23 protein-coding genes and 4 tRNA genes are annotated in these 20,384 nt (G+C 53.7%); 4 read left to right on the plus strand and 23 right to left on the minus strand.

Annotated elements, in window-relative coordinates; genetic code table 11:
- Window positions 1–120: 120 nt before the first annotated feature.
- The 19 genes from HMPREF0573_RS08515 to HMPREF0573_RS08605 all read right to left on the minus strand — a co-directional run bounded on the left by HMPREF0573_RS08515 (window position 121) and on the right by HMPREF0573_RS08605 (window position 16,486).
- A complete protein-coding gene (locus tag HMPREF0573_RS08515) occupies window positions 121–666 on the minus strand; it encodes an adenine phosphoribosyltransferase (protein WP_004006762.1) in 546 nt (181 codons plus the stop codon).
- Window positions 663–1,778: a protein translocase subunit SecF gene (secF, locus tag HMPREF0573_RS08520; protein WP_013189573.1), complete on the minus strand. Its 1,116-nt coding sequence runs from the start codon at window positions 1,776–1,778 to the stop codon at window positions 663–665. The genes HMPREF0573_RS08515 and secF overlap by 4 nt, the downstream gene beginning before the upstream one ends.
- Window positions 1,775–3,940, minus strand: coding sequence for a protein translocase subunit SecD (secD, locus tag HMPREF0573_RS08525; RefSeq protein ID WP_013189574.1), 2,166 nt, complete (start codon window positions 3,938–3,940; stop codon window positions 1,775–1,777). The genes secF and secD overlap by 4 nt, the downstream gene beginning before the upstream one ends.
- A 51-nt stretch (window positions 3,941–3,991) precedes the next feature.
- On the minus strand, window positions 3,992–4,462 hold the full coding sequence (locus HMPREF0573_RS08530; protein WP_236589599.1) for a preprotein translocase subunit YajC: 471 nt from the start codon (window positions 4,460–4,462) through the stop codon (window positions 3,992–3,994).
- A 72-nt stretch (window positions 4,463–4,534) separates the two neighbouring features.
- Complete coding sequence (gene ruvB / locus HMPREF0573_RS08535; protein ID WP_004006758.1) at window positions 4,535–5,572, minus strand: Holliday junction branch migration DNA helicase RuvB; 1,038 nt, start codon at window positions 5,570–5,572, stop codon at window positions 4,535–4,537.
- On the minus strand, window positions 5,565–6,149 hold the full coding sequence (ruvA, locus tag HMPREF0573_RS08540; protein ID WP_004006757.1) for a Holliday junction branch migration protein RuvA: 585 nt from the start codon (window positions 6,147–6,149) through the stop codon (window positions 5,565–5,567). Before ruvA ends, ruvB begins: the two co-directional genes overlap by 8 nt.
- Window positions 6,150–6,185: 36 nt before the next feature.
- Window positions 6,186–6,827 (minus strand): crossover junction endodeoxyribonuclease RuvC, encoded by a 642-nt coding sequence (ruvC, locus tag HMPREF0573_RS08545; protein WP_013189575.1) that lies wholly within the window; start codon window positions 6,825–6,827, stop codon window positions 6,186–6,188.
- 11 nt (window positions 6,828–6,838) lie between these two features.
- Window positions 6,839–7,597: a YebC/PmpR family DNA-binding transcriptional regulator gene (locus HMPREF0573_RS08550; RefSeq protein WP_004006755.1), complete on the minus strand. Its 759-nt coding sequence runs from the start codon at window positions 7,595–7,597 to the stop codon at window positions 6,839–6,841.
- 149 nt (window positions 7,598–7,746) lie between these two features.
- Complete coding sequence (locus tag HMPREF0573_RS08555) at window positions 7,747–9,186, minus strand: L-serine ammonia-lyase (protein WP_013189576.1); 1,440 nt, start codon at window positions 9,184–9,186, stop codon at window positions 7,747–7,749.
- A gap of 157 nt (window positions 9,187–9,343) precedes the next feature.
- Window positions 9,344–9,985, minus strand: a complete 642-nt coding sequence (locus HMPREF0573_RS08560; protein ID WP_013189577.1) for an NUDIX hydrolase — start codon at window positions 9,983–9,985, stop codon at window positions 9,344–9,346.
- 23 nt (window positions 9,986–10,008) lie between these two features.
- Entirely contained in the window at window positions 10,009–10,635 is a 627-nt protein-coding gene (gene pdxT, locus HMPREF0573_RS08565; protein ID WP_004006752.1) for a pyridoxal 5'-phosphate synthase glutaminase subunit PdxT, read from the minus strand.
- 59 nt (window positions 10,636–10,694) lie between these two features.
- Window positions 10,695–11,594 carry a pyridoxal 5'-phosphate synthase lyase subunit PdxS gene (gene pdxS, locus HMPREF0573_RS08570; RefSeq protein WP_004006751.1) on the minus strand — a complete coding sequence of 300 codons (900 nt, stop codon included), beginning with the start codon at window positions 11,592–11,594 and terminating at the stop codon, window positions 10,695–10,697.
- Between the two features lie 58 nt (window positions 11,595–11,652).
- A complete protein-coding gene (gene ybaK / locus HMPREF0573_RS08575) occupies window positions 11,653–12,126 on the minus strand; it encodes a Cys-tRNA(Pro) deacylase (protein WP_004006750.1) in 474 nt (157 codons plus the stop codon).
- 43 nt (window positions 12,127–12,169) lie between these two features.
- Complete coding sequence (locus tag HMPREF0573_RS08580) at window positions 12,170–12,727, minus strand: HIT family protein (RefSeq protein ID WP_004006749.1); 558 nt, start codon at window positions 12,725–12,727, stop codon at window positions 12,170–12,172.
- A gap of 1 nt (window position 12,728) precedes the next feature.
- Window positions 12,729–14,738 (minus strand): threonine--tRNA ligase, encoded by a 2,010-nt coding sequence (gene thrS / locus HMPREF0573_RS08585; RefSeq protein WP_013189578.1) that lies wholly within the window; start codon window positions 14,736–14,738, stop codon window positions 12,729–12,731.
- Window positions 14,739–15,049: 311 nt separating this feature from the next.
- Window positions 15,050–15,126, minus strand: a tRNA-Val gene (locus HMPREF0573_RS08590).
- Between the two features lie 4 nt (window positions 15,127–15,130).
- A tRNA-Cys gene (locus HMPREF0573_RS08595) sits at window positions 15,131–15,201 on the minus strand.
- Between the two features lie 128 nt (window positions 15,202–15,329).
- Window positions 15,330–15,402, minus strand: a tRNA-Gly gene (locus HMPREF0573_RS08600).
- A gap of 85 nt (window positions 15,403–15,487) precedes the next feature.
- Entirely contained in the window at window positions 15,488–16,486 is a 999-nt protein-coding gene (locus tag HMPREF0573_RS08605; RefSeq protein ID WP_013189579.1) for a LacI family DNA-binding transcriptional regulator, read from the minus strand.
- Between the two features lie 242 nt (window positions 16,487–16,728).
- Here HMPREF0573_RS08605 and HMPREF0573_RS08610 point away from each other — a divergent pair.
- Window positions 16,729–16,803, plus strand: a tRNA-Val gene (locus HMPREF0573_RS08610).
- A 312-nt stretch (window positions 16,804–17,115) separates the two neighbouring features.
- On the opposite strand, the gene HMPREF0573_RS09655 is transcribed toward HMPREF0573_RS08610, so the two are convergent.
- The 4 genes from HMPREF0573_RS09655 to HMPREF0573_RS09660 form a co-directional block, all read right to left on the minus strand.
- Entirely contained in the window at window positions 17,116–17,346 is a 231-nt protein-coding gene (locus tag HMPREF0573_RS09655) for a helix-turn-helix transcriptional regulator (RefSeq protein ID WP_013189580.1), read from the minus strand.
- A 25-nt stretch (window positions 17,347–17,371) separates the two neighbouring features.
- Entirely contained in the window at window positions 17,372–17,647 is a 276-nt protein-coding gene (locus HMPREF0573_RS08620; RefSeq protein WP_013189581.1) for a hypothetical protein, read from the minus strand.
- Between the two features lie 71 nt (window positions 17,648–17,718).
- A complete protein-coding gene (locus tag HMPREF0573_RS09795) occupies window positions 17,719–17,856 on the minus strand; it encodes a hypothetical protein (protein WP_013189582.1) in 138 nt (45 codons plus the stop codon).
- 53 nt (window positions 17,857–17,909) lie between these two features.
- Window positions 17,910–18,140, minus strand: a complete 231-nt coding sequence (locus HMPREF0573_RS09660; RefSeq protein WP_013189583.1) for a hypothetical protein — start codon at window positions 18,138–18,140, stop codon at window positions 17,910–17,912.
- A gap of 313 nt (window positions 18,141–18,453) precedes the next feature.
- On the opposite strand from HMPREF0573_RS09660, the gene HMPREF0573_RS08625 reads away from it, so the two are divergent.
- The 3 genes from HMPREF0573_RS08625 to HMPREF0573_RS08635 all read left to right on the plus strand — a co-directional run bounded on the left by HMPREF0573_RS08625 (window position 18,454) and on the right by HMPREF0573_RS08635 (window position 20,352).
- A complete protein-coding gene (locus HMPREF0573_RS08625; RefSeq protein ID WP_013189584.1) occupies window positions 18,454–18,735 on the plus strand; it encodes a hypothetical protein in 282 nt (93 codons plus the stop codon).
- Between the two features lie 37 nt (window positions 18,736–18,772).
- Window positions 18,773–18,970 carry a hypothetical protein gene (locus HMPREF0573_RS08630; RefSeq protein ID WP_370446365.1) on the plus strand — a complete coding sequence of 66 codons (198 nt, stop codon included), beginning with the start codon at window positions 18,773–18,775 and terminating at the stop codon, window positions 18,968–18,970.
- Between the two features lie 290 nt (window positions 18,971–19,260).
- Window positions 19,261–20,352 (plus strand): SGNH/GDSL hydrolase family protein, encoded by a 1,092-nt coding sequence (locus tag HMPREF0573_RS08635; RefSeq protein WP_013189585.1) that lies wholly within the window; start codon window positions 19,261–19,263, stop codon window positions 20,350–20,352.
- The last annotated feature ends 32 nt before the right edge of the window (window positions 20,353–20,384 follow it).

Here is a 20,384-nt window from a genome sequence, read left to right on the forward strand (position 1 = left end):
TTGTTTTACCCGATGAGCGTTAGTTGAATTGGGCGTGACCTGGATTTTTTTCCAAAATCAAACGTAAATTCAACGAATTGACCAGCTAAATTCGAAATACCCCAAAAGGAATAAATCTGTTTACAGTTCAACGAGAGAGTGGAATGGGGTATTGCCCAAGTGCTTGCGTCCGTTCATCGCTTTCAGCTCCATCAATACCAAGATCTCGCTGACATGTCCCCCGGCTTTTTCCAACAGTTTCACGGACGCGGCGGCAGTACCACCCGTCGCTAACAGGTCATCCACTACCAAGATACTGTCAAAGCCTTGCACTGTTTCCGGTTGGACTTGAATTGTCGCCGAACCATATTCCAGGTCATAGGATTCACTGATTACGTGACCGGGCAGTTTCCCTGCCTTACGCACCATAATCATGGGCACACCTAGTTCCACAGCCAAAGGCGAGGAAAGAATAAAACCGCGTGACTCCAACCCCGCAACCGCGTTGATTCGACCGCGATAATGCTGGGCAATCCCCGCAATCAATTCCCGAAAAGGATCCCCCGAAGCCAGTAGCGGGGAAAAGTCACGAAACAGAACCCCAGGCTGAGGAAAATCAGGAATCTCTGCCAGATGCGAAGTAATAATCTGGTGCAGCCGCGGGTCAAAATCAACCGCCGTATTCATTTCTTGTTCTTCTTCCGTTTCGGCTGAGAAGCTTGTCCCTTATGGTGTCCGGGAACCATGGGAGCGGCTACCACCGCGGGAGTAATTTCTTGGAAAGTACCGTCTTCCTTGAGAGTAGCGGCACCGGATTCCACCGCGGCAGCGCGAGCCTTATCCACCTTGGCGTTGTGGTCTTTGATTGCTTGGGAACGTCCTCGAATCAGCGTCAGCATCGGGGTGGCAATAAAGATGGAGCTGAAGGTACCCACAATCATGCCGATAAACAGCGGCATCGAGATATCCAACAGAGTGGATGTACCCAGTAGCGCCGCTCCCAGGAACAGAATCGCCGACACCGGCAGAATACCGGTGATGGAGGTGTTGATGGAACGCACCATGGTTTGGTTAATCGAGAGGTTCGCCAGTTCGTTGTACTTGGAGCGCGACTGATTGAACATATCACGAGTATTTTCGCGGATTTTATCGAATACCACCACCGTGTCATAGAGTGAATACCCCAGAATCGTCAGCAAGCCGATAATCGTTGCCGGAGTAATCTCAATATGTGTGTAGGCAAAAACGCCCAAGGTAATCAGGAAGTCGTGCAGTAAGGCAAACAGCGCGGAAAAGGACATGGTCCAGGTGCGGAAGTACGCCATCAACAGCACAGCAATCATGCCCATGAATACCAGCAAACCAACCAAAGCCTGCTTGGACACCGAAGCACCCCAAGACGGACCAATGGAAGTTTTGGAGACTTTCTTAATGTCCACGTGGTAAGCCTTTGCCAGCTCTTGCTGAATCTTGAGCTCCACGTCGTTGGGCTGCTGACTGGTTTGAACGCGCAGACCGTTCGTGCCCATCTGCGCGACTTTAGTCTGTTCGTTCAGACCGGCAGCTTTGACCGCGTTATATGCAGGTTGCTGAGGCGGATTTTTCACGGTGTTCGTGACTACAAACTCAGCGCCACCGGTGAATTCAATAGACGGGTTCAACCCGAAAATCGCGATTCCGATAACGGATATTGCCATCAGAATAGCTCCGACAGTGAGCGGAATCCGTCGATTTTTAATGATTCCATAAGACTTTTTTCCGGAGTAAAGCGCATTACCCCACTGGGCATAACTCATCATTTCGCGTCCTCCTCTGTCTGAGTGGGTTCGTCTTTCGAGGTGGTGTCCCCGCTCTCATCAGATTTCGCAGTCTCAGACTGCGATTCAGTCGAGGAAGTTTCCGCTGCAGACTCAGTCGCGGGAGTATCCGATTCTAGATTCGCGTTCGGAGTGGCAGCTGTATCTGCAGTATCTTCCTCGTCTGTCTGCAGCAAACCAGCCTTTTGGCGAGCCAGAGAGATAGTTGGCGACGCGACCTTTTGCGCAGATTTCTTTTTACGAGAAGAAGTCGCGGTTGCGGTGGAACGCATATAGATGCGGTCGCTGCTGGCACCAAGGTGCAGGGGATCGAGACCGCTGAACTTCCGACCTTCACCGAAGTAACGAGTCTTGATGAGCAACGACATCATGGGGTGAGTGAACAGGAAGATAATTCCCAAGTCAACCAACGTGGTTAGACCCAAGGTAAATGCGAAGCCCTGCACACCACCAACAGCCAGAACATAGAGAACCACCGCAGCCACGATGTTCACAATATCGGACACCACAATGGTGCGTTTCGCACGGTTCCATCCGGTTTCCACCGCGGTTGCCAGGGGCTTGCCATCACGAACCTCGTCGCGGATACGTTCGAAATAGATGATGAACGAGTCCATGGTCACACCGACTGCCACAATCAAACCGACCACCCCTGCCAGCGAAAGTCGGTATCCCATCGACCAAGACAGAATAGCCACTGCCAAGTACACGATGCCGCCAGCCAGAAGCAGGGATGCCGTCGCCAAACCTGCCAAAGCATGATATTGCTGCAGCAGATACAGCACGACCAGAATCAAGCCAACGATAGCGGCATAGAACCCGACTTTCAGGTGTTCCCCACCCAAGGTCGCCGAGATGGATTGCTTGGATTGCTGTTCAAAGTTCAGAGGCAGCGAACCGAACTGGAGCTGATTAGCCAAAGTGGCGGAGGATTCTCTCGTCAAGGAACCGGAGATAGATGCCGAGCCCCCGAACGCGGGAGCGTTTACCCCCGGAGCACTGACGACCAGGGAGTCCAGCACAATCGCGAAACGGTTATTGTCAGGATTACGGTTGCTCCCCTGAGTTTGGTTGGGATAGAGAACCTTTGCCACGGCATCGAATTTCTTGGCGCCATCGGCATCAAGTTTCAGCGCAACTTCCCACTGACCGGTAGCGTTACCCTGCTGGTTAGTGCCCATTCCGGAAGACGCGGAGACCAAGTCGGTACCGGAAAGTACCTCGGGACCCAAGATGTACTTTTCGTAACCTTCCTTAGAGCAAGCCACCAAATTCTTTTTCGGGTCGTCCAGGGAACCACCTTTGAGAGATGCCGGGTCGGTACAATCCAAATGATTAAAGATGAACATATCCCGTACCGTGATGTGTTTCCGGTCGTTGATGACTTTGGACTCACCGGCGGGAGTATCGGGATATTTTTCCGCCTGTTTCATGAGTTCATCGAAAGGAATCGCGGCGGAGGGGTGCTGTTTAGCAGCCGGTGTGGGTGCCGGCTTGCCCGGATCGCTTGTCGGCGCAGGAGTAGCGTTGGGATCCGTAGAGTTTAAGACCAAAGACTGTGTTTGACCCTTTTCTGTCGGCGCAGAAGGCGGAATCGTCACGGTATTATTGCCTTCGCCCACCGTGGTCTGAGTTTGTTGACCACCGGTTTCTCCGGCGGCTGGTTGCCCCTGTCCGGCAGGAGCCGCAGCCCCCGTCAACTGTCCCAGAAGCGCTTGGGGATCCTCATTATTAGTAGCATTACCTGGCGCGCTCAGCAGCACGGTACGGAAACGCATGACTGCGGACTGTTGAATCAGTGCCAAAGTTTCTTCGCTGGGGTTGCCGGGGATACCTACCGAAATGTTCTCTTGACCATTCCGCGCAATCTCGGCCTCGGCGACACCGGAGGCGTCGATACGCTGGCGGATGACTTCAATAGCTTGTTCAATATCGGCGTCAGAGATGGCTTTTGCCTTGGCTTCTGTATTTTTCGGGGTGAGAATCAGCTGGGTTCCACCTTCTAGATCGATAGCCAGCTTCGGGGCATACGAGCCATTTGAGAAAATGGTCGAACCAACCAGGGTCCCCGCCAGAGCCACCACAATCACGGCGAAAAATATGAGTGTGCGCAACGCCTTGTTCTTAGTCTTCTTGGCAGCCACAGATTTTCCTTCTTTATCTAGCTTTCAATGTGTGTCGTAAAAGTCTCGGGGTCAAAAGGTGTGACCCTCACCTTTTTCAGTGTCCTCACCGGGTGTGGAATTATCTTCCACGTTGGAGCCAAATCCTGATTCCTCTGGCTTGGTTTCAGGTGCTTCCGGGTCAGCAGCTACCGAATCCGTTTCCGTCACGGAATCAGAGTCACTAACGGTTCCAAAGTTCGGATCCTCCACTTTGGCGATAGCTCGAATATCCCACAAGGTTTCCTCACCGGTCAGATTAGCCAAGGTAATAACTTCCCCACTAACTTCAACGACTTTGCCAAAGAAACCGGAGGTGGTACGCACCCAAGTCCCCGGAGTCATCATCTGTTCCATAGACTTACGCTGCTCTTCCATCTGAGACAAGCGTTTCTGACCGGACCTGCGCATAAAAATAATCATCAACAAAAACGCTAAACCAAGTATCCCCCAAGTAATCATGGGATTTTGGGCATTGCTTGCGGCATTTTGAAATGGCAGCACAGATAAACCTTCCTTAAATTAGGCGACCGTCCAAGTCTAAAGCCTGCACGATAAAAACGGAAAATATACCCGCTAAAACAGAGCATTTTCCGCCGGTGGAGTAACGCCTAAGTGTTCGCAACCTTTCGGAGTGATGGCGCGACCTCGATTGGTACGTATCAAGAGACCTTCTCTCACCAGGAACGGCTCCACGACTTCTTCAATCGTCTCTGGTTCCTCCCCGACGGACACCGCGAGGGTGTGCAAACCAACCGGGCCTCCCGCAAATCTCTCTATTACCGCACGTAAAACACTGCGATCCAAGCGATCCAAGCCCAGCTCGTCGACCTCGAACAGTTCCAAGGCACGACGTGCCGATTCCAAATCACACCGGGGATGACCATGAACCAGGGCAAAGTCAATGACCCGGCGCAACAGACGGTTCGCTACCCGAGGCGTACCACGCGAACGGCGGGCAATTTCGCTGGCAGCGTCCTCGGTAATCTCAGACCCCAGCAAACTGGCAGAACGTTTCACGATGAGTGCCAAATCTGGGGGCTGGTAGGGCTCCAGATGCGCGGTGAAACCGAAGCGGTCACGCAGGGGTGCTGGGAGCAGACCCGCCCGAGTTGTGGCTCCGACCAGGGTAAAGGGTGGCAGCGTCAGAGGAATAGATGTGGCGCCAGGTCCTTTGCCCACTACGACATCAACTCGAAAATCTTCCATTGCCAGGTAAAGCATTTCTTCGGCAGGACGTGCCAACCGGTGAATTTCGTCAATAAACAGGACATCGTCCTCTTGCAGAGAAGACAGTATCGCCGCTAGATCACCAGCGTGACCGATGGCAGGACCGGAAGTCAGTCGCAGTGAGGATGACATTTCAGCGGCGATAATCATTGCCAGAGTCGTCTTACCCAGCCCCGGAGGACCCGCTAACAAAACATGGTCGGCAGCCTCACCCCGTTCTTTTGCTGCCGAAAGGACCAGCTGCAACTGGGTCTTGACAGTTTCCTGACCGATGAAATCACCGAGCGTCTTGGGGCGCAAAGCCGCTTCGGCGGCGCGTTCCGCATCGGGCGCGGAGGAATCCACCAAACGCTGCTCATGAGAGAAATCTGTATCTTCAGCCACGTTTGCTCCCCAGGTACTTTAAGGCTTCCCGCAATGCGGTGGGAGCATCACTGGCTGATACCGCGTTGACCGCTTCGGTAGCGAGGGCTTGGTTGTAACCCAGATTGCTCAGCGCTTCGACGACGGTACTGGCGTTAAAACCGGCTGTCGCACCTGTGGATGCTGCCACGCCAGATACGCCACCGAGTTTGTCCCCGATTTCCAGAATCATCCGTTCAGCGGACTTCTTGCCCACACCGGGAATGCCTTGCAACGCCGCCACATCACTGTTAGCCACCGCTGCAGCTAGGGCTTCGGGGCTCAAAACTGAGAGGGCCGCTAATCCGAGCTTGGGACCAATCCCTTTGACTTGCATCAAAGTCGCAAAAGTATCACGTTCCGAGGGAGAAGCAAATCCATACAGAGTCAAGGAATCTTCGCGAACCACCAGGTATGTTTGCACCGTGGCGGTCGTTCCCGGAACCAAAGTTGCCAAGGTATTGGGGGTGGCAAGAAATTCCAATCCCAATCCCCCCACCAGCACCGTAGCTCGGTCCAGCTTCTTGGAGACGACCTCCCCTTTAATTACAGAAATCACTAATTGTCCTCGTGGTTGAAAATTCGAACATTTGTACTATAGCGGTTTCTGGTGTCGTCGTGGATCCACCGCGCCGGAACGTCGAGTTTTTGCTTCCGCTTCTGCCCACAAGCGTTGGGCAGCAGTCAAGTGAGTGCCGGCTGCCGTTTTCACTTTCCCACTCAAACTGATACTAAAGTCTCCATCCGCACCCGCTCCGAGAATCCCCGTGCCACGCCAGGCTTGAGTGATAGCAATAGCTAATGCGTCAGCCGCATCGGCGGGCTTTGGTGGTTTATCTAAGCGCAAAATCCGTGCCACCATAGCCTGTACCTGCGCTTTAGAGGCGCTCCCATTACCACTCACAGCTGCTTTCACCTCCGAGGGCGTGTGTACTGCTACAGGGAGCCCCTGACGCGCTGCTTCAACCATGGCGATGCCCATCGCCTGCATAGTGGTAGCTACAGATTGACGATTTTCCTTTGCAAAAGGACGCTCCAAAGCCACAATGTCCGGCTGAAAGCGATTGATAGCTTCAGCCACCCCTTGTGAAATTTTCAAGAGTCGAAACTGTGTGGCAGTGTTCGGGTCACTGCGCACCACATCGACATAGACCAAAGTACACCGCCGGCTCGTATCAAAGTCAACGACCCCGATACCACACCTGGTGATACCGGGGTCGATGCCCAAAACTCGCATAGAGACGTTTACTATTCGGCTTCGTATTGTGCGATGACATCATCGGAAGCATCGCCGTTCATGTACACGTTCTGCACGTCATCGCTATCCTCGAGAGCGTCGAACAGGCGCATGACCTTGCGATAGGCATCCAAGTCCAAGCCCACCTTGACCGAAGGAACGAACTGGGATTCCGCCGAGTCGTAGTCAATCCCAGCATCCTGCAAAGCGGTACGCACCGCCACCAAATCCGTCGGTTCAGTCTCAATTACAAAAATTTCACCAGCATCTTCCACATCATCAGCGCCAGCTGCCAACACCGCTTCCAGAATCTTGTCTTCGTCCAAGCCGTCAACTTTGGCGACCTCGATGACCCCACGGCGGGCAAACTGGTAAGAAACGGAACCAGAATCGGCGATATTGCCACCGTTACGGCTAAAGATAGTCCGCACTTCAGACACCGCGCGATTCTTATTATCGGTGAGGCACTCCACGATGAAGCCCACCCCGCTAGGTCCGTAGCCTTCGTAAGTAATGGACTGCCAGTCTGCACCACCGGATTCAGCACCAGAGCCGCGCTTCACCGCGCGATCGATGTTATCCGCAGGAACGGAGGATTTCTTGGCTTTCTGAATGGCATCAAAAAGGGTCGGATTACCGGCAGGATCACCGCCGCCGGTACGCGCCGCCACTTCGATATTCTTAATCAGGCGCGCAAACAGCTTGCCGCGCTTGGCGTCGATGGCAGCCTTCTTATGTTTCGTGGTGGCCCATTTTGAGTGACCCGACATTGGTGTATCTCCTTAAACTTCTTGCCTATAACGAAGACAGTTTAATAAAACGTTCCTCGTATCGTCCAACTGAGATTACCGCAATTCCGACACAATCATCGGACCGTAGCCGCATGAAACCCAAATTTCGATTTCTAAACGCTGATTTTTCAGCATTCCACGACGTTGACCGCCAGCCCCCCGGTGGCGGTTTCTTTGTATTTTGAGTTCATATCCAGACCAGTCTGGTGCATAGTCTCAATAACTTCGTCAAAGCTGACCCGATGTGTTCCGTCTCCCCACAAGCTCATGCGGGCGGCGTTAATAGCTTTGATGGCAGCGATAGCATTGCGTTCGATGCAGGGAACCTGCACCAGACCGCCGATAGGGTCGCAGGTCAAGCCCAGATGATGCTCCATCGCGATTTCAGCGGCGTTCTCAATCTGGTGAGGACTGCCCCCCAAAGCGGCAGCCAAGCCTCCCGCTGCCATAGCTGCCGCGGATCCGACTTCACCCTGACAGCCGACTTCTGCCCCAGCGACAGAGGCATTCGTTTTAATAATTCCACCTACCGCCCCTGCCACCGTCAGGTAGTCGCGCTGCGCCGAGCCACATTTCTGTTCCACTTCGGGACAAAACCACTGCAGGTAACGCCCCACCGCTGCCACGATACCCGCCGAACCATTTGTGGGGGCTCGCACCACCATTCCGCCAGCCGCGTTTTCCTCGTTTACGGACAGCGCCCACAGGTTCACCCAGTCCATTGCGCGCATAGGGTCTTGCGCGAAGCTACGCCAAATCGCCGGAGTGCCGGGCTTGCCATCTCGAGCTCGCAAGTGGAGGAACAATCGGTGCGCTCGGCGCGGCACGGACAATCCGCCAGGCAGAATGGTTTCCGTGCTGGTGCAGCCGTTATCTATGCATTTGTTCATCATCTTGCGCAGGTTGTCCAGACCTTGCCCCAGCTCAGTCTTGGTCATCCGACTTAGCTCATTGGCTCGCACCAGGTCGCCGAGGGATTTTCCCTCACTTTGCGCCAGTTGCAAAAGGTCATCCATAGAGTTGTACGGGTAGGGCACGTCAGCTGCGGCGGTACCCTCATCGAGGGAGGTCAGTTCACCGGGTTCCCCGAAATCTGCCTCGTCACGGGTGACGAACCCCCCACCGGTGGAATAGTAGCGTTTCGAAAAGGTAACCTGAGCATCATCGTAGGCTCTAATCACGAGAGAATTCGCGTGGAATGGGGCTATCGTCTGCGGTCGGTAAAGCAAATCCCGCTTAAAGCAGAACGGCACCGTCAACCCGCCCGGCAAGACTAGTGCCCCTTCCGGAGTCACCGCGTCCAACAGACGCGCTACCGCGCCGGGCTGTACCGTAGCGGGAACGAAACCGGAAAGACCTCCCAGCACCGCACCATCGCTGAGGTGTCCGCGACCAGTGGCACCCAAAGAACCCTGGAGCTCAACTTCCAGACGCCGGAAAGGCTGCCCAGAATCAAGCAATAGTGCCACGAAATCCGCACCGGCGCGCATCGGCCCGACGGTGTGTGAAGCGGAAGGTCCGACACCGACTTGGATGACATCAAACACGGAAAGCGAGGACGCGAGCATGGCTACAAATTTTAGCCTGAAAGCTAGCCTAGGGATAGCGGCATGCCACGGCGAACCTGCACACCCCACAATCGGAGGCACCGAAAACGCCTTTCATTACTGACTTCGGTCAAAATAAATGCTTTTGGTGCCTGTTCTGTGATCAGGCACCAAAAGTTTAACCAGCAGGGCGGCGCTTCCCCACGGTACCTTCACTGATTTCCGGGCAGGTCCCATCCCAGCCCCGCAGCCAGCCGCGCGCCAGGGAAACTAAATCCTGCGGGTAAACCACCGCACCATCAGCGATTTCGCACTGTAATGCAGCGAGGTTCCACCATCTCATTTCATCCAAGACTTTCTGTTCGACGGCGGTAAACCCGTCTCGCACAAACACGGGTTCTCCAGGCAGCCAGGTCAGAAAAAACAGCTCGTCTTGGCGGCAAGTCAACGCGTGAAACTCGAAGGTGGCGTGCCGGCATAGCACCGGACCAACCAACGCGTCTGGCTGCAGACGGTAACCGGTTTCTTCAAAGAACTCCCGTATTGCCCCAGCTCGCGGGTCCTCCCCTATCTCCAGTCCGCCGCCGACGGTAAACCACCACCAGTGGTCGAAGTCAGAAAAGTCATGCCCACGCAGCAATAGCAACTCGTCACGACTGTTGAAAGCCACGACTCGTGCGGCCTGGCGATGGTTATAGCCGTCCTCATCCTGGGGCCATTCATTCAGGAAATAGTCCTCCAGAGAGGTCTGCGTATCACTCTCGAACCCCGCGTTCGGCACAGCATCACAGTGCTGTGCCGAACGCCAGACTTCGTCCATGATCTTTCCCCTTTTAGTGGCTCTCAGTTGGTCTGAGCTTTCACAAGGTTCAAGAAGTAGCTATGTACTCGCAGGTCATCGGTTACTTCGGGGTGGAATGAGGTCGCCAACAAGGGACCTTGGCGTACTGCCACCACTCGCGGAGTCGACTGGGGAGTTTGCTGCCAAGTCGAGAGCACTTCCACCCCCGATCCGACCGACTCCACCCAAGGAGCGCGAATAAATACCGCCGGAAGGGGCTGGTCGCCCCCGAAGGAACCGGGGTCGACGAAACTTTGCGCCGAATCGACCTGTCGACCGAACGCGTTACGTCGCACTACCACGTCCAATCCTCCCAGCGTCTCTTGCCCCTCGATACCGTCAACAATGTGGTCAGCCAGCATAATCATGCCTGCGCAGCTGCCATAAATGGCTTTTCCACTGTGAACAAAGGCTTTTAAGGAATCGAACAGGTCGAAGGCTCGCGCCAACTTATACATGGTGGTAGATTCCCCGCCGGGAATAATCAAACCGTCCAAATCCTGCAGGTGAGCGCTAACTTTTACCTCCACAGGAAGGGCTCCCAAAGCCTGCAGGGCTCGGACATGCTCAATCACCGAACCCTGCAGAGCCAAGACGCCTACGCGCCATTGTTTTTGATCCAAAATCATCCTTTTCTGTGGTTTTTCCTAAAGACGCGAACATGCTGGCTCACGACCGAGCCAGCGATTTACCAACCGCGCTGAGCTAGGCGTGCCTCGTCAGGAATATCGTGAACGTTGATGCCGACCATGGCTTCACCCAAGGAACGGGACACCTCAGCGACCACTTCCGGTTCGTTGTAGCGAGCCGTAGCCTTCACAATCGCCGCCGCGCGCTTCGCCGGATCACCGGACTTAAAGATGCCGGAGCCCACGAACACGCCCTCGGAACCCAACTGCATCATCAACGCCGCGTCAGCCGGGGTGGCGATACCGCCCGCGGTGAACAGCACGACCGGCAGCTTCCCGGTTTCCGCAACCTCTTTGACCAGCGGATAGGGAGCCTGCAATTCCTTGGCGGCGTCAAAGAGCTCATCGGGACGCATGGTGGTCAAACGGTTGATCTGAGAAGTCATGGTGCGCATATGGGTCACCGCGTTGGACACGTCCCCGGTACCGGCTTCACCCTTGGAACGAATCATGGCAGCGCCCTCACTGATACGACGCAAAGCCTCACCGAGGTTGGTGGCGCCACACACGAAAGGCACGGTGAAATCCCACTTGTTGATGTGATGCTTGTAGTCAGCCGGGGTCAGAACTTCGGATTCATCGATGTAATCCACACCCAGGCTCTGTAACACCTGAGCTTCCGCAAAATGACCAATTCGGGCTTTTGCCATCACAGGAATAGACACCGCATTGATAATCTCATCAATCAAATCAGGGTCGCTCATACGGGCGACTCCACCTTCGGCGCGAATATCCGCCGGAACGCGCTCCAGAGCCATCACCGCCACGGCACCGGCATCTTGGGCAATCTTGGCTTGCTCGGCATTTACGACGTCCATAATGACACCGCCCTTGAGCATCTGCGCCATACCCCGCTTCACTAAATCAGTTCCAGTGCCTTGCGCCAGTTGATCAGACATTTTTCCTTCTTTCCTTGTACATACTCTTAAAATTTCTCAATCGTCCCCATTTTAGCTATTACTGCACTATATCCGCGAAACCGGCCGACACCACTGGTGCCAAATCCTGAGGATTAACCACAATTTGCAAGCCCCGCAGCCCTGCCGAAACATAGAACTTATCGAGCAATATGGCAGTTTCCTCGATGACCGTGGGAAACAATTTTTTCATTCCCAAAGGGGAACATCCTCCGCGGATATAGCCGGTCACTTCCCGCAGGGTCCGCCAATTGATGAGCTGGACGTGTTTCACGCCGAAATGCGTGGCAGTCTTTTTCAAGTCCAGCTCAGCATCGGCGGGAACGACCGCGACATAGTGACCGCCCTGCCCATCTTCCAACACCAGGGTCTTGTAAATGAGTTCAGGGGGAATCCCCAGGACTTCGGCAGTATGGAGCGCGCCGACGTCCCCTTCCGTGGAGTAGCTCGACGTTTCATAAGCTACTCCGGCACCGTCCAACAGTCGCATGGCGTTAGTCTTGGTGGTCTTCATTGTGATCTAGCAACAGTTTCTCAAGTCCCATACCGGGAAAGTTTCAGATTTCGCGCGGCTGCCAATCGCCGAAAGCCTCAGCCAACACCTGACGAGTCTGACCCAACAGCTCCGGAACTGCCTTGGTACGCGCCACGATGGGAAAGAAATTCGCGTCCCCCGCCCACCGCGGCACGATGTGCTGGTGTAGGTGACCCGCGATTCCTGCTCCCGCGACCGCGCCCTGATTCATCCCCAGATTAAACCCTTGCGGAGCTTTGACCTGACGGATGACCTCCATAGTGTGCGCGGTGAGTTCGCCAAATTCGACACGTTCCGCAAAGTCCAAATCGGTGTAATCGGGAATATGCCGATAGGGCAAAACCAGAACATGACCGGGATTGTAAGGAAACAGGTTCATCACCACGAAGCAAGTCTTGCCTCGATACACAATGAGACTCTGTTCGTCCTCGCCTTTCGGACCCTCACAAAACGGACAGGCTTTCACATCACGATGCGGTCCATCATCGATGTACACCATGCGATGAGGGGTCCACAATCGTTCCATCCCGTCAGTTTGCGCACCGAAATTTTCGCTTGATTCCGCGGGTAAGTCAGTCATCTTAGTCGTTCCTGCGACTGCGGATAACCTCCAGGATTTCCGCAATCGCTTGGTCAATTGGGACACCGTTCTTTTGCTCCCCACCGCGATAGCGGAAAGACACCGCGTTTGCCTCAGCGTCCTCCCCACCAGCAATGAGAGTGAAAGGAATCTTATCCTTGGCAGCATTGCGGATTTTCTTACCGAAACGGTCATCGGTCGTATCCACCTCGACCCGAACGTTTTCCGCACGCAAACGGTTCGCAATGTCTTCGCAGTAGTCATTGAATGCCTCTGCCACCGGCACCAAACGCACCTGCACCGGCGCCAGCCAAGCCGGGAATGCTCCCGCATAGTGCTCAGTCAGCACCCCAAAGAAGCGTTCGATTGAACCGAACAAGGCACGGTGAATCATCACGGGACGTTGCCGACTTCCATCCGCCGCGGTGTATTCCAAATCAAAGCGTTCGGGCAGGTTAAAGTCCAGCTGAATGGTCGACATCTGCCATGTGCGACCGATTGCATCTCGAGCTTGCACGGAAATCTTGGGACCATAGAACGCCGCTCCCTCTGGATCCGGAACCAGTTCCAAGCCCGAAGCTGTGGCAACTTCCGCCAACGTATTGGTCGCTTCCTCCCAAATCTCGTCAGACCCCACAAACTTGTGCGGATTCTTTGTAGAAAGTTCCAGGTAAAAGTCATCCAACCCGTAGTCTTTGAGCAAATCCAGCACGAAAGTCAACAGTTTTGTCAGCTCGTCTTTCATCTGTTCGCGCGTGCAATAGATATGGCTGTCATCCTGGGTGAAGCCACGTCCGCGAGTGAGACCGTGAACCACACCAGATTTCTCGTAACGGTAGACCGTTCCGAACTCAAACAAGCGCAGCGGTAGCTCCCGATAGGAACGCGAACGAGATTTATAGATGAGGTTGTGCATGGGGCAGTTCATAGGCTTCAAGTAGTAGTCGAAGCCTTCCTTGGTGACATTGCCCTGATCATCGCACTCCTCATCCACACGCATGGGCGGGAACATACCGTCTTTGTACCACTCCAAGTGCCCCGACGTTTCAAACAGCTGACCCTTAGTGACATGCGGGGTGTAAACGAAAGAGTACCCTTCTTCCAGATGGCGACGTCGAGAATAGTTTTCCATTTCCATACGCACCATCGCACCCTTGGGATGGAACACCGCCAAACCAGATCCGATTTCCTCCGGGAAACTGAACAAATCGAGCTCGTTGCCCAGCCGGCGATGGTCGCGCTTGGCAGCCTCCTCCATGCGGGTCACGTACTCTTTCAAATCATCTTTAGTCGCCCAAGCGGTGCCATAGATACGTTGCAGAGAGTCATTTGCCTGGTCACCGCGCCAGTACGCGGCTGATACTTTCATCAGCTTAAACACGCCGTTTAAGAGCCGGGTCGAAGGTACGTGAGGACCACGGCACAAGTCCTTCCACGCCACCTCACCGTTGTTGCGCACGTTATCGTAAATCGTCAGCTCACTGCCCCCGACTTCCACCGAAGCTCCGGCGGCAGCCTGGTCATTGTCGGAGTCTGTTCCTTTCAAGCCAATCAATTCCAGCTTGTAAGGCTGATCGGCGAGTTCAGCGCGACCTTCATCTTCGGTAACGACCCGGCGCACGAACTTCTGGTCTTCTTTACAAATCCGCGCCATGTATTTCTCAATGGCTTTCAAATCTTCCGGAGTGAAAGGCTCATCGACACCGAAATCATAGTAAAAACCGTTTTCGATGAAAGGACCGATGCCGTACTTCACATTCGGGCGAACCTGCTTGACTGCCTGAGCCATCACGTGAGTGCAGGAGTGTCGCAAGATGTTCAAGCCCATCTCAGAGTCGATAGTGATGGCTTCAACTGTGTCCCCGTCATGGAGTTCGCGATACAGGTCACGTGCCTGACCGTTGATGAAGTAAGCAATGACTTCTTTACGATCCCGGTACAAATCTTCACCGGTGATAGTGGATTCAATCTGGGTTGCTTTCCCGTCAATAGTGACGTTGATCTCGGACACTTTGCGCCTTTCTCAGTCTTGGTTTACTGAGACAATCTTATACGCGCGGGAAATAATAGGAAAAACATTCTGGGAGATTTAGCAGCCATGTTAAGTACCAGCTATCTTGCTCCGCAAAATAGCAACCAAACCCGCGCCGAGGTGCCAGCAATTTTGCTCCGCAAAATTGCGCGCCACTTCCTTGGTCTCGGATAAAACCACCAGCGGGTCCCCCGCTAACGTTTTTTGGTTTTATGAGCCTTTGCAAGCAAGCTTGCCCGGCTCATAAAACCAAAAAACGCAGGTCGTGGCTTTATCCTCGACCTGCGTCGTGGTGGGCGATACAGGACTCGAACCTGCGACCTCTTCCGTGTCAAGGAAACGCGCTAACCAGCTGCGCCAACCGCCCGTCGAAGTGGGTACCGGACTCGAACCGGTGTATACGGCTTTGCAGGCCGCTGCCTAGCCACTCGGCCAACCCACCAATGTGGTCTTGAGTATCATACTCTATAAAGAAGCCCAAACCCAGTACCTGTTACGCACCCGGTAGGACTCCTCAGACAGCCAATTTTTGAGGGGAACCGAACCGAGGCTCGATTCCCCCAAAAACCGAGCGGATGACGGGACTCGAACCCGCGACCCTCACCTTGGCAAGGTGATGCTCTACCAACTGAGCTACATCCGCAACACGCTGGAAAAACCAACCCCAGTATCTTATACATAAGTCACCAGAGGTTGCAAATACGGCACGGAGCCAGCCGGCACTCAAATCAAGAAATGCCTGTAGTACCACCGTTTACGAGGCTCATTTTCATCGGTTTCACCCGTCTTTCGCGACCGGACGGATGATAAATCTGACTGAGCAACTGGCGCACCGCTTCAGTACCAATTCTCCGGTACGGAACCTCCAGAGTCGTGGTGACGGAAGGGCATAAACGTCCGATAAAGGCATCACCGATGGCAACGACAGAAACATCGTCAGGCACCAGCATCTTTAGCGAACGGTTCAGCTCTTGCATAAACCCGAGGGCAGAATAATCTCCACAAAAAACCGCCGCACTGTCCTTGTGCCGGCACCACGCCGCGACTGCACGAGCGCCAGCCTCCAGGTTATTTCCCACGTTTCCCACCGGATGCAAAATCACTCCCGCTTGCTCACATCCAGACTGCAAAGCCTGCAAAATGCTCTCGCCCAGCCAGCAATCCTTTGCGTAAAAGTAGGTAATCGACCGATGACGCAACGACTTTAGATGCGTCAGCAAGACCGCCACTCCCTGTTCCGTATCCGGCACGACACAAGTCGCTTCGTCAATCACGCAATTCGTCACCACCAGTGGCTCAGTATTAGGGATTTCCAAGTGAATACGTCCGGGTGTTTGCGGATTATCGATAATCAGACCGTCTACATTATTGAACTCCCGCTTGATAATTCGCGCGCTTTGGTTTGGAACAGTGGGATACAAGACCGGCAAGTAATGCTCCAGAATCAATTTGTCCTGTATCGCAGCCAACATGCGATACTGCTCCAACGCAATCACGACCCCAACTTTTTGGGTCAGTACGTGCGTCCGCAACCAAAAATTTTCGGGCCTCTCGTAACCTAGTTCAATCGCAACCTGGCGCACCAGGGCTTCTGTCTCAGCATTGATACGCCCCGGACGATTCAACGCCCGCGAAGCGGTAGAGGTCGCCACGTGTGCCACCTTTGCCACATCATCCAAAGTTACGCGCTTTTTAACGAGAACAGCAGAATCTGAAACCTCACACATATTAGAATTCTAAACGATAGCTGTAGAAATTCTGATAATTGTCTGGGCATTTTTCTTAACATGTACCAGTTTGTTTCTCTCGCGACCAGTTTCGGCTAAAACTAGTGAATAAGATTCCACGCAGATTTTTCGGCTCGACTCAACGTTCCCTAACCCCACCGAGTGCCAGATACCGTCCTTTCTCCCGCATTCCGTCAACGTTTTGCGTTCCGAGCCACATAAGGCTAAACTTTATAAGCCTTGGGCCATTAGCGCAGCGGTAGCGCGCTTCCTTCACACGGAAGAGGTCACTGGTTCGATCCCAGTATGGCCCACCAGGAAAAACACCCCCGAAACCCCAGCAAATAAGGGCTTCGGGGCTGTTATTTTTATTTCTGAAATAATCGGAAATAGTCGGAAATAATCGCTAAAAAAGCACCACCAATAGCACCACAAAACCGGTGGAGGCACCCAAAAATAGCGTTCCCAAAACCCCAGTCAGAGCGTCAAGGTAGCACTTCCTAAAAAAGAAAAAGCGGCAACCATGAAAAAACCGCACATACGGCACCGGAAGTCTCTACTATGACACACAACGAGACCACTGGATAGGTCAGATTTACGATGGTAATGTTTCAAAACGGGTCATAATATTACAAATCCGCTGAACTGCCCCTATTATTACCCCAGTTCCCGCGTCCTGGGCGTGCCTGGTTCCACGCGTCTATGGTTTCGGGTAGCCAGCCACGCACAGCCCGGGCACCCGTACCTGTGTATGCGTCAGGTTCAGGGAGCATTCCTTTAGCCGAGTAAGAGCGGATAGTGCCTTCAGCTATGCCGATACGATTGGCAACGTCAGTGAGAGCCAGATAACGGGCGGGCATGGATGTTAGTCCTTTCTTTACAGTATTAGGCGATGCGTTCGGCGTAAAAGGATTGTGCGCCTTGGCGGCTCATGCCGAGTAGCCCGCCAATGGCTTGCCAAGTAACGCCCTCGGCGCGAGCCTGGCGTACTGCGTCTACGAGGTCATGTTCGGCAGCTTCTTTCCTATCGCGAGCGGTCTGTATAAGACGTAGGATTTCTCCCTCGTGGATTGCCTTGACGTTTCGGATGATGTCTTGCGGGTCTGACTTGATGAACTGTAAGGCGTATTCTTCGTCACTTAGTTTTGTTTTGGTTTCCATTGTTATCACCTTTTATTGGAAGAATTTTGGTCTGGCTTGCATCGCATGGAATACGGTGCCGTCTCTGTTGGTTAGTATTTCAAGGATGTTTCCCGAAGGAATAGGGTTACGCCTTCGTCGAGGTCAAGGATTCGCCAAGCGTTGCGGATAGCGTGGGTGATTTCCGTGCGGTTGTATCCGTGTTTGAAGGCGCTTTCCTTAAACTCCATACGTCAATCATACTTGACAAAAGTATCCAGCGTCAAGAAAACTTGCCTGGATGCTATGCCCTGCGGGGCAGGGCTTCGTAGCCGTAGAAGCCGTCGTTGCGCCGGTCAGAGAATAGTGGGGTTATCTTCGGGGCTGCTGAGGTTGGGGCGCAGTCTTTATCTTGGTAGCGGGCTGCAGCCTCGATGAGCGCTGCGACATCGATTTGCCCTTGCTGGTGAGTCCTGCCGAGGGCTGCCCGTACACCACCACTCCGCAGCAGCCACAACCTCCCAGGCGTACACATTCAGCGCTGTTGAGATAGCGCCGATTTCGTCAATCGTAAGCGTGTAGTTGCGCGACAGAATATTTCCAAGCCGACCTAACTTCACGCCAGACTCTCGGGAGAGTCCACGTCGCGACACGCCCTGAGAGCGTTGCAAACTGATAAAGATTTCGACGATGTCATCCCCGAGTTTTCCACGTTCTGGTGCAGTTCACATACACAAAATTCAGATTAGCATTCCCGGTAACCGGTAAGGGATTCTACGTCAATACCCAATCGGGTAAAATAGAAAAGGTCCTGCGAACCGGGATAAAATGCAGCAGAGGTGAGCGCAATGTCTAACTTGATACAAATCCTGAAAGACTACGACACCTATTTATTCAGTCATCTGTCCGACGAGGCACAATCTCTAATCGAAAGTGATCGCGCTGAAGGCGATTCCTGGATGGAGATAGACGACTTTCTTCAGTTCGCTTTATTGGATTCCGTTGAAGTACCCGAGAAACTCTTACGCGATACCGAATACGAAGTGAACACATCGTGGGACGAAGAACTTCAGCTAAGAACCCTCAACTGGATACAACAGCATATGGAGAAACATGAATGGCGAATCTGAAACAAGAGCTGTCCTCCAGCACATGTATGAACGAAACGTGATTACCAAAAAAGAGCTAGAGGACATGAACAGTTTCATCGACAATGATGGAACGTTTGCTGCACATGCAGGAATAAGTGCCGTGGTAGAGAACTCGTCAAGAGACATTCCTGCTGATGTGTTGGATGAAATCCTTGCTCTTAAACCCTTTTTCGACGAGGAATACTACCAAGACATATTGGATGCCATTTCCTAGGGTTTAATGAGATACTTTAGTCGTTGAGGCGGGGCCAGCCCACCAGGCTACGCAGTAGCACGGGCAGGCTTACCGCCTCAACGCATATCTGAACCGTCTTGGCTATACGCCAGGGCGGTTTTCTTATGCCCGCTTATCTGGGGCATACCGTGACTACCCAACCAGCACCCTCTTAGGGGTGTGTCGTTAACACCAGGCGACACGGAAGAGGTCACTGGTTCGATCCCAGTATGGCCCACCATACACGTTCTGGCGCGCTTAAAACAGCGCGAGCCGAGTAAGCTGAAACTATGGTTGCCAAAAAAATTTCTGTTGAGACGGTACTCGAGCTGTTTCGAGAATTGCCCGCTTCGGCAAAAGTTTCTGCCCTCACGGCACTGGGAACGTCATCGTCCCTGGTCTGGGCGGGCACTGCGGCGGCGGGGATGTGGAAGGTCCATCAAGAGGTTTCCAGTCACCGCTGGTTCTGGGAAGACCACGTCATTTCCGGGCTAGCTAAACTAAACGAACTGGGAATGCTGACAAATCCGGAAATCTACGCCCCCAGCTTTGCGCTGCTCTCCAACGGGGCGCAACACTATCTGCACCGTAGCGACTGGTACTCCAACAAACTCATCTTTCCGCAAACCGGTCAGAAACTACACCGTCCCTCCAAGATCAAAAACGCTCCTCCCCTGGTTTACGTTGCTCTAGGTGATTCCGCTGCACAAGGGGTGGGGTGCGAGGACGTACACGACTCTTACGTGGCTTTGTTTGCCTCTTATCTGCGACGCGCCACACAGCGTCGGGTGATTGTGCTGAATTATTCCATTTCCGGGGCCGTCGCCTCGACTGTGGTGAACGCGCAGATTCCGCAGATGCTGGCCACGGGTCTGACGCCAGACATCATCACCCTGGACATAGGCGGTAACGACGTATTTTCCGCGGAGGGTCAAAACCCTAAAAATTTCCAACGGCAGATGGAAATTATCGTTGAAAGCCTACCTGCCCCCGCCCTTATCTCTGAAGTTCCCCCGGCAAAACCACTACCGGCAGATAAACGTGCCATCGAAATGAACGATATCCTGACTCGCGTCGTTTCCGAGTCAGACCATATTTTGGTTCCCATTCGCCACTTGGGAGATGTGCCACTCTGGCGAACTCTCATGATTCGAGCCGAGGACGGTTTCCACCCCAACACCGACACCTATCGCCAGATTGCCGCCGAGTTCGTCCGCATGGTCGAACCGCTGCTGCAGAAACGTGGTTGGTGGCAAGACTCGACTGCCGACAAAATTCCCCCGCTGCCCGACGAAACTGAGGACAATCGCGCTAACCTGTGGAGCGGACTTCTGAAACTTAAATCCGCCGACAAAGTCGACATCCCCCCGAACGAAAAGTAACCCTAACAAACCCCATGCAGCGCACCGAGGGG

It is taken from the genome of Mobiluncus curtisii ATCC 43063 (assembly GCF_000196535.1).
GTDB lineage: Bacteria > Actinomycetota > Actinomycetes > Actinomycetales > Actinomycetaceae > Mobiluncus > Mobiluncus curtisii.

Bases quoted from the DNA above. Each gene is read 5' to 3' on its own strand.
- ybaK (WP_004006750.1), bottom strand. From the start codon at position 12,126: ATGAAGACCACCAAGACTAACGCCATGCGACTGTTGGACGGTGCCGGA.
- pdxS (WP_004006751.1), bottom strand. From the start codon at position 11,594: ATGTCTGATCAACTGGCGCAAGGCACTGGAACTGATTTAGTGAAGCGG.
- HMPREF0573_RS09655 (WP_013189580.1), bottom strand. From the start codon at position 17,346: ATGCCCGCCCGTTATCTGGCTCTCACTGACGTTGCCAATCGTATCGGC.
- HMPREF0573_RS08515 (WP_004006762.1), bottom strand. From the start codon at position 666: ATGAATACGGCGGTTGATTTTGACCCGCGGCTGCACCAGATTATTACT.
- ruvC (WP_013189575.1), bottom strand. From the start codon at position 6,827: ATGCGAGTTTTGGGCATCGACCCCGGTATCACCAGGTGTGGTATCGGG.
- pdxT (WP_004006752.1), bottom strand. From the start codon at position 10,635: ATGATTTTGGATCAAAAACAATGGCGCGTAGGCGTCTTGGCTCTGCAG.
- HMPREF0573_RS08555 (WP_013189576.1), bottom strand. From the start codon at position 9,186: ATGCTCGCGTCCTCGCTTTCCGTGTTTGATGTCATCCAAGTCGGTGTC.
- secF (WP_013189573.1), bottom strand. From the start codon at position 1,778: ATGATGAGTTATGCCCAGTGGGGTAATGCGCTTTACTCCGGAAAAAAG.
- HMPREF0573_RS09795 (WP_013189582.1), bottom strand. From the start codon at position 17,856: ATGGAGTTTAAGGAAAGCGCCTTCAAACACGGATACAACCGCACGGAA.
- HMPREF0573_RS08625 (WP_013189584.1), top strand. From the start codon at position 18,454: ATGTCTAACTTGATACAAATCCTGAAAGACTACGACACCTATTTATTC.
- HMPREF0573_RS08550 (WP_004006755.1), bottom strand. From the start codon at position 7,597: ATGTCGGGTCACTCAAAATGGGCCACCACGAAACATAAGAAGGCTGCC.
- HMPREF0573_RS08620 (WP_013189581.1), bottom strand. From the start codon at position 17,647: ATGGAAACCAAAACAAAACTAAGTGACGAAGAATACGCCTTACAGTTC.
- HMPREF0573_RS08635 (WP_013189585.1), top strand. From the start codon at position 19,261: ATGGTTGCCAAAAAAATTTCTGTTGAGACGGTACTCGAGCTGTTTCGA.
- HMPREF0573_RS09660 (WP_013189583.1), bottom strand. From the start codon at position 18,140: ATGTGTACGCCTGGGAGGTTGTGGCTGCTGCGGAGTGGTGGTGTACGG.
- HMPREF0573_RS08605 (WP_013189579.1), bottom strand. From the start codon at position 16,486: ATGTGTGAGGTTTCAGATTCTGCTGTTCTCGTTAAAAAGCGCGTAACT.
- HMPREF0573_RS08560 (WP_013189577.1), bottom strand. From the start codon at position 9,985: ATGGACGAAGTCTGGCGTTCGGCACAGCACTGTGATGCTGTGCCGAAC.
- HMPREF0573_RS08580 (WP_004006749.1), bottom strand. From the start codon at position 12,727: ATGACTGACTTACCCGCGGAATCAAGCGAAAATTTCGGTGCGCAAACT.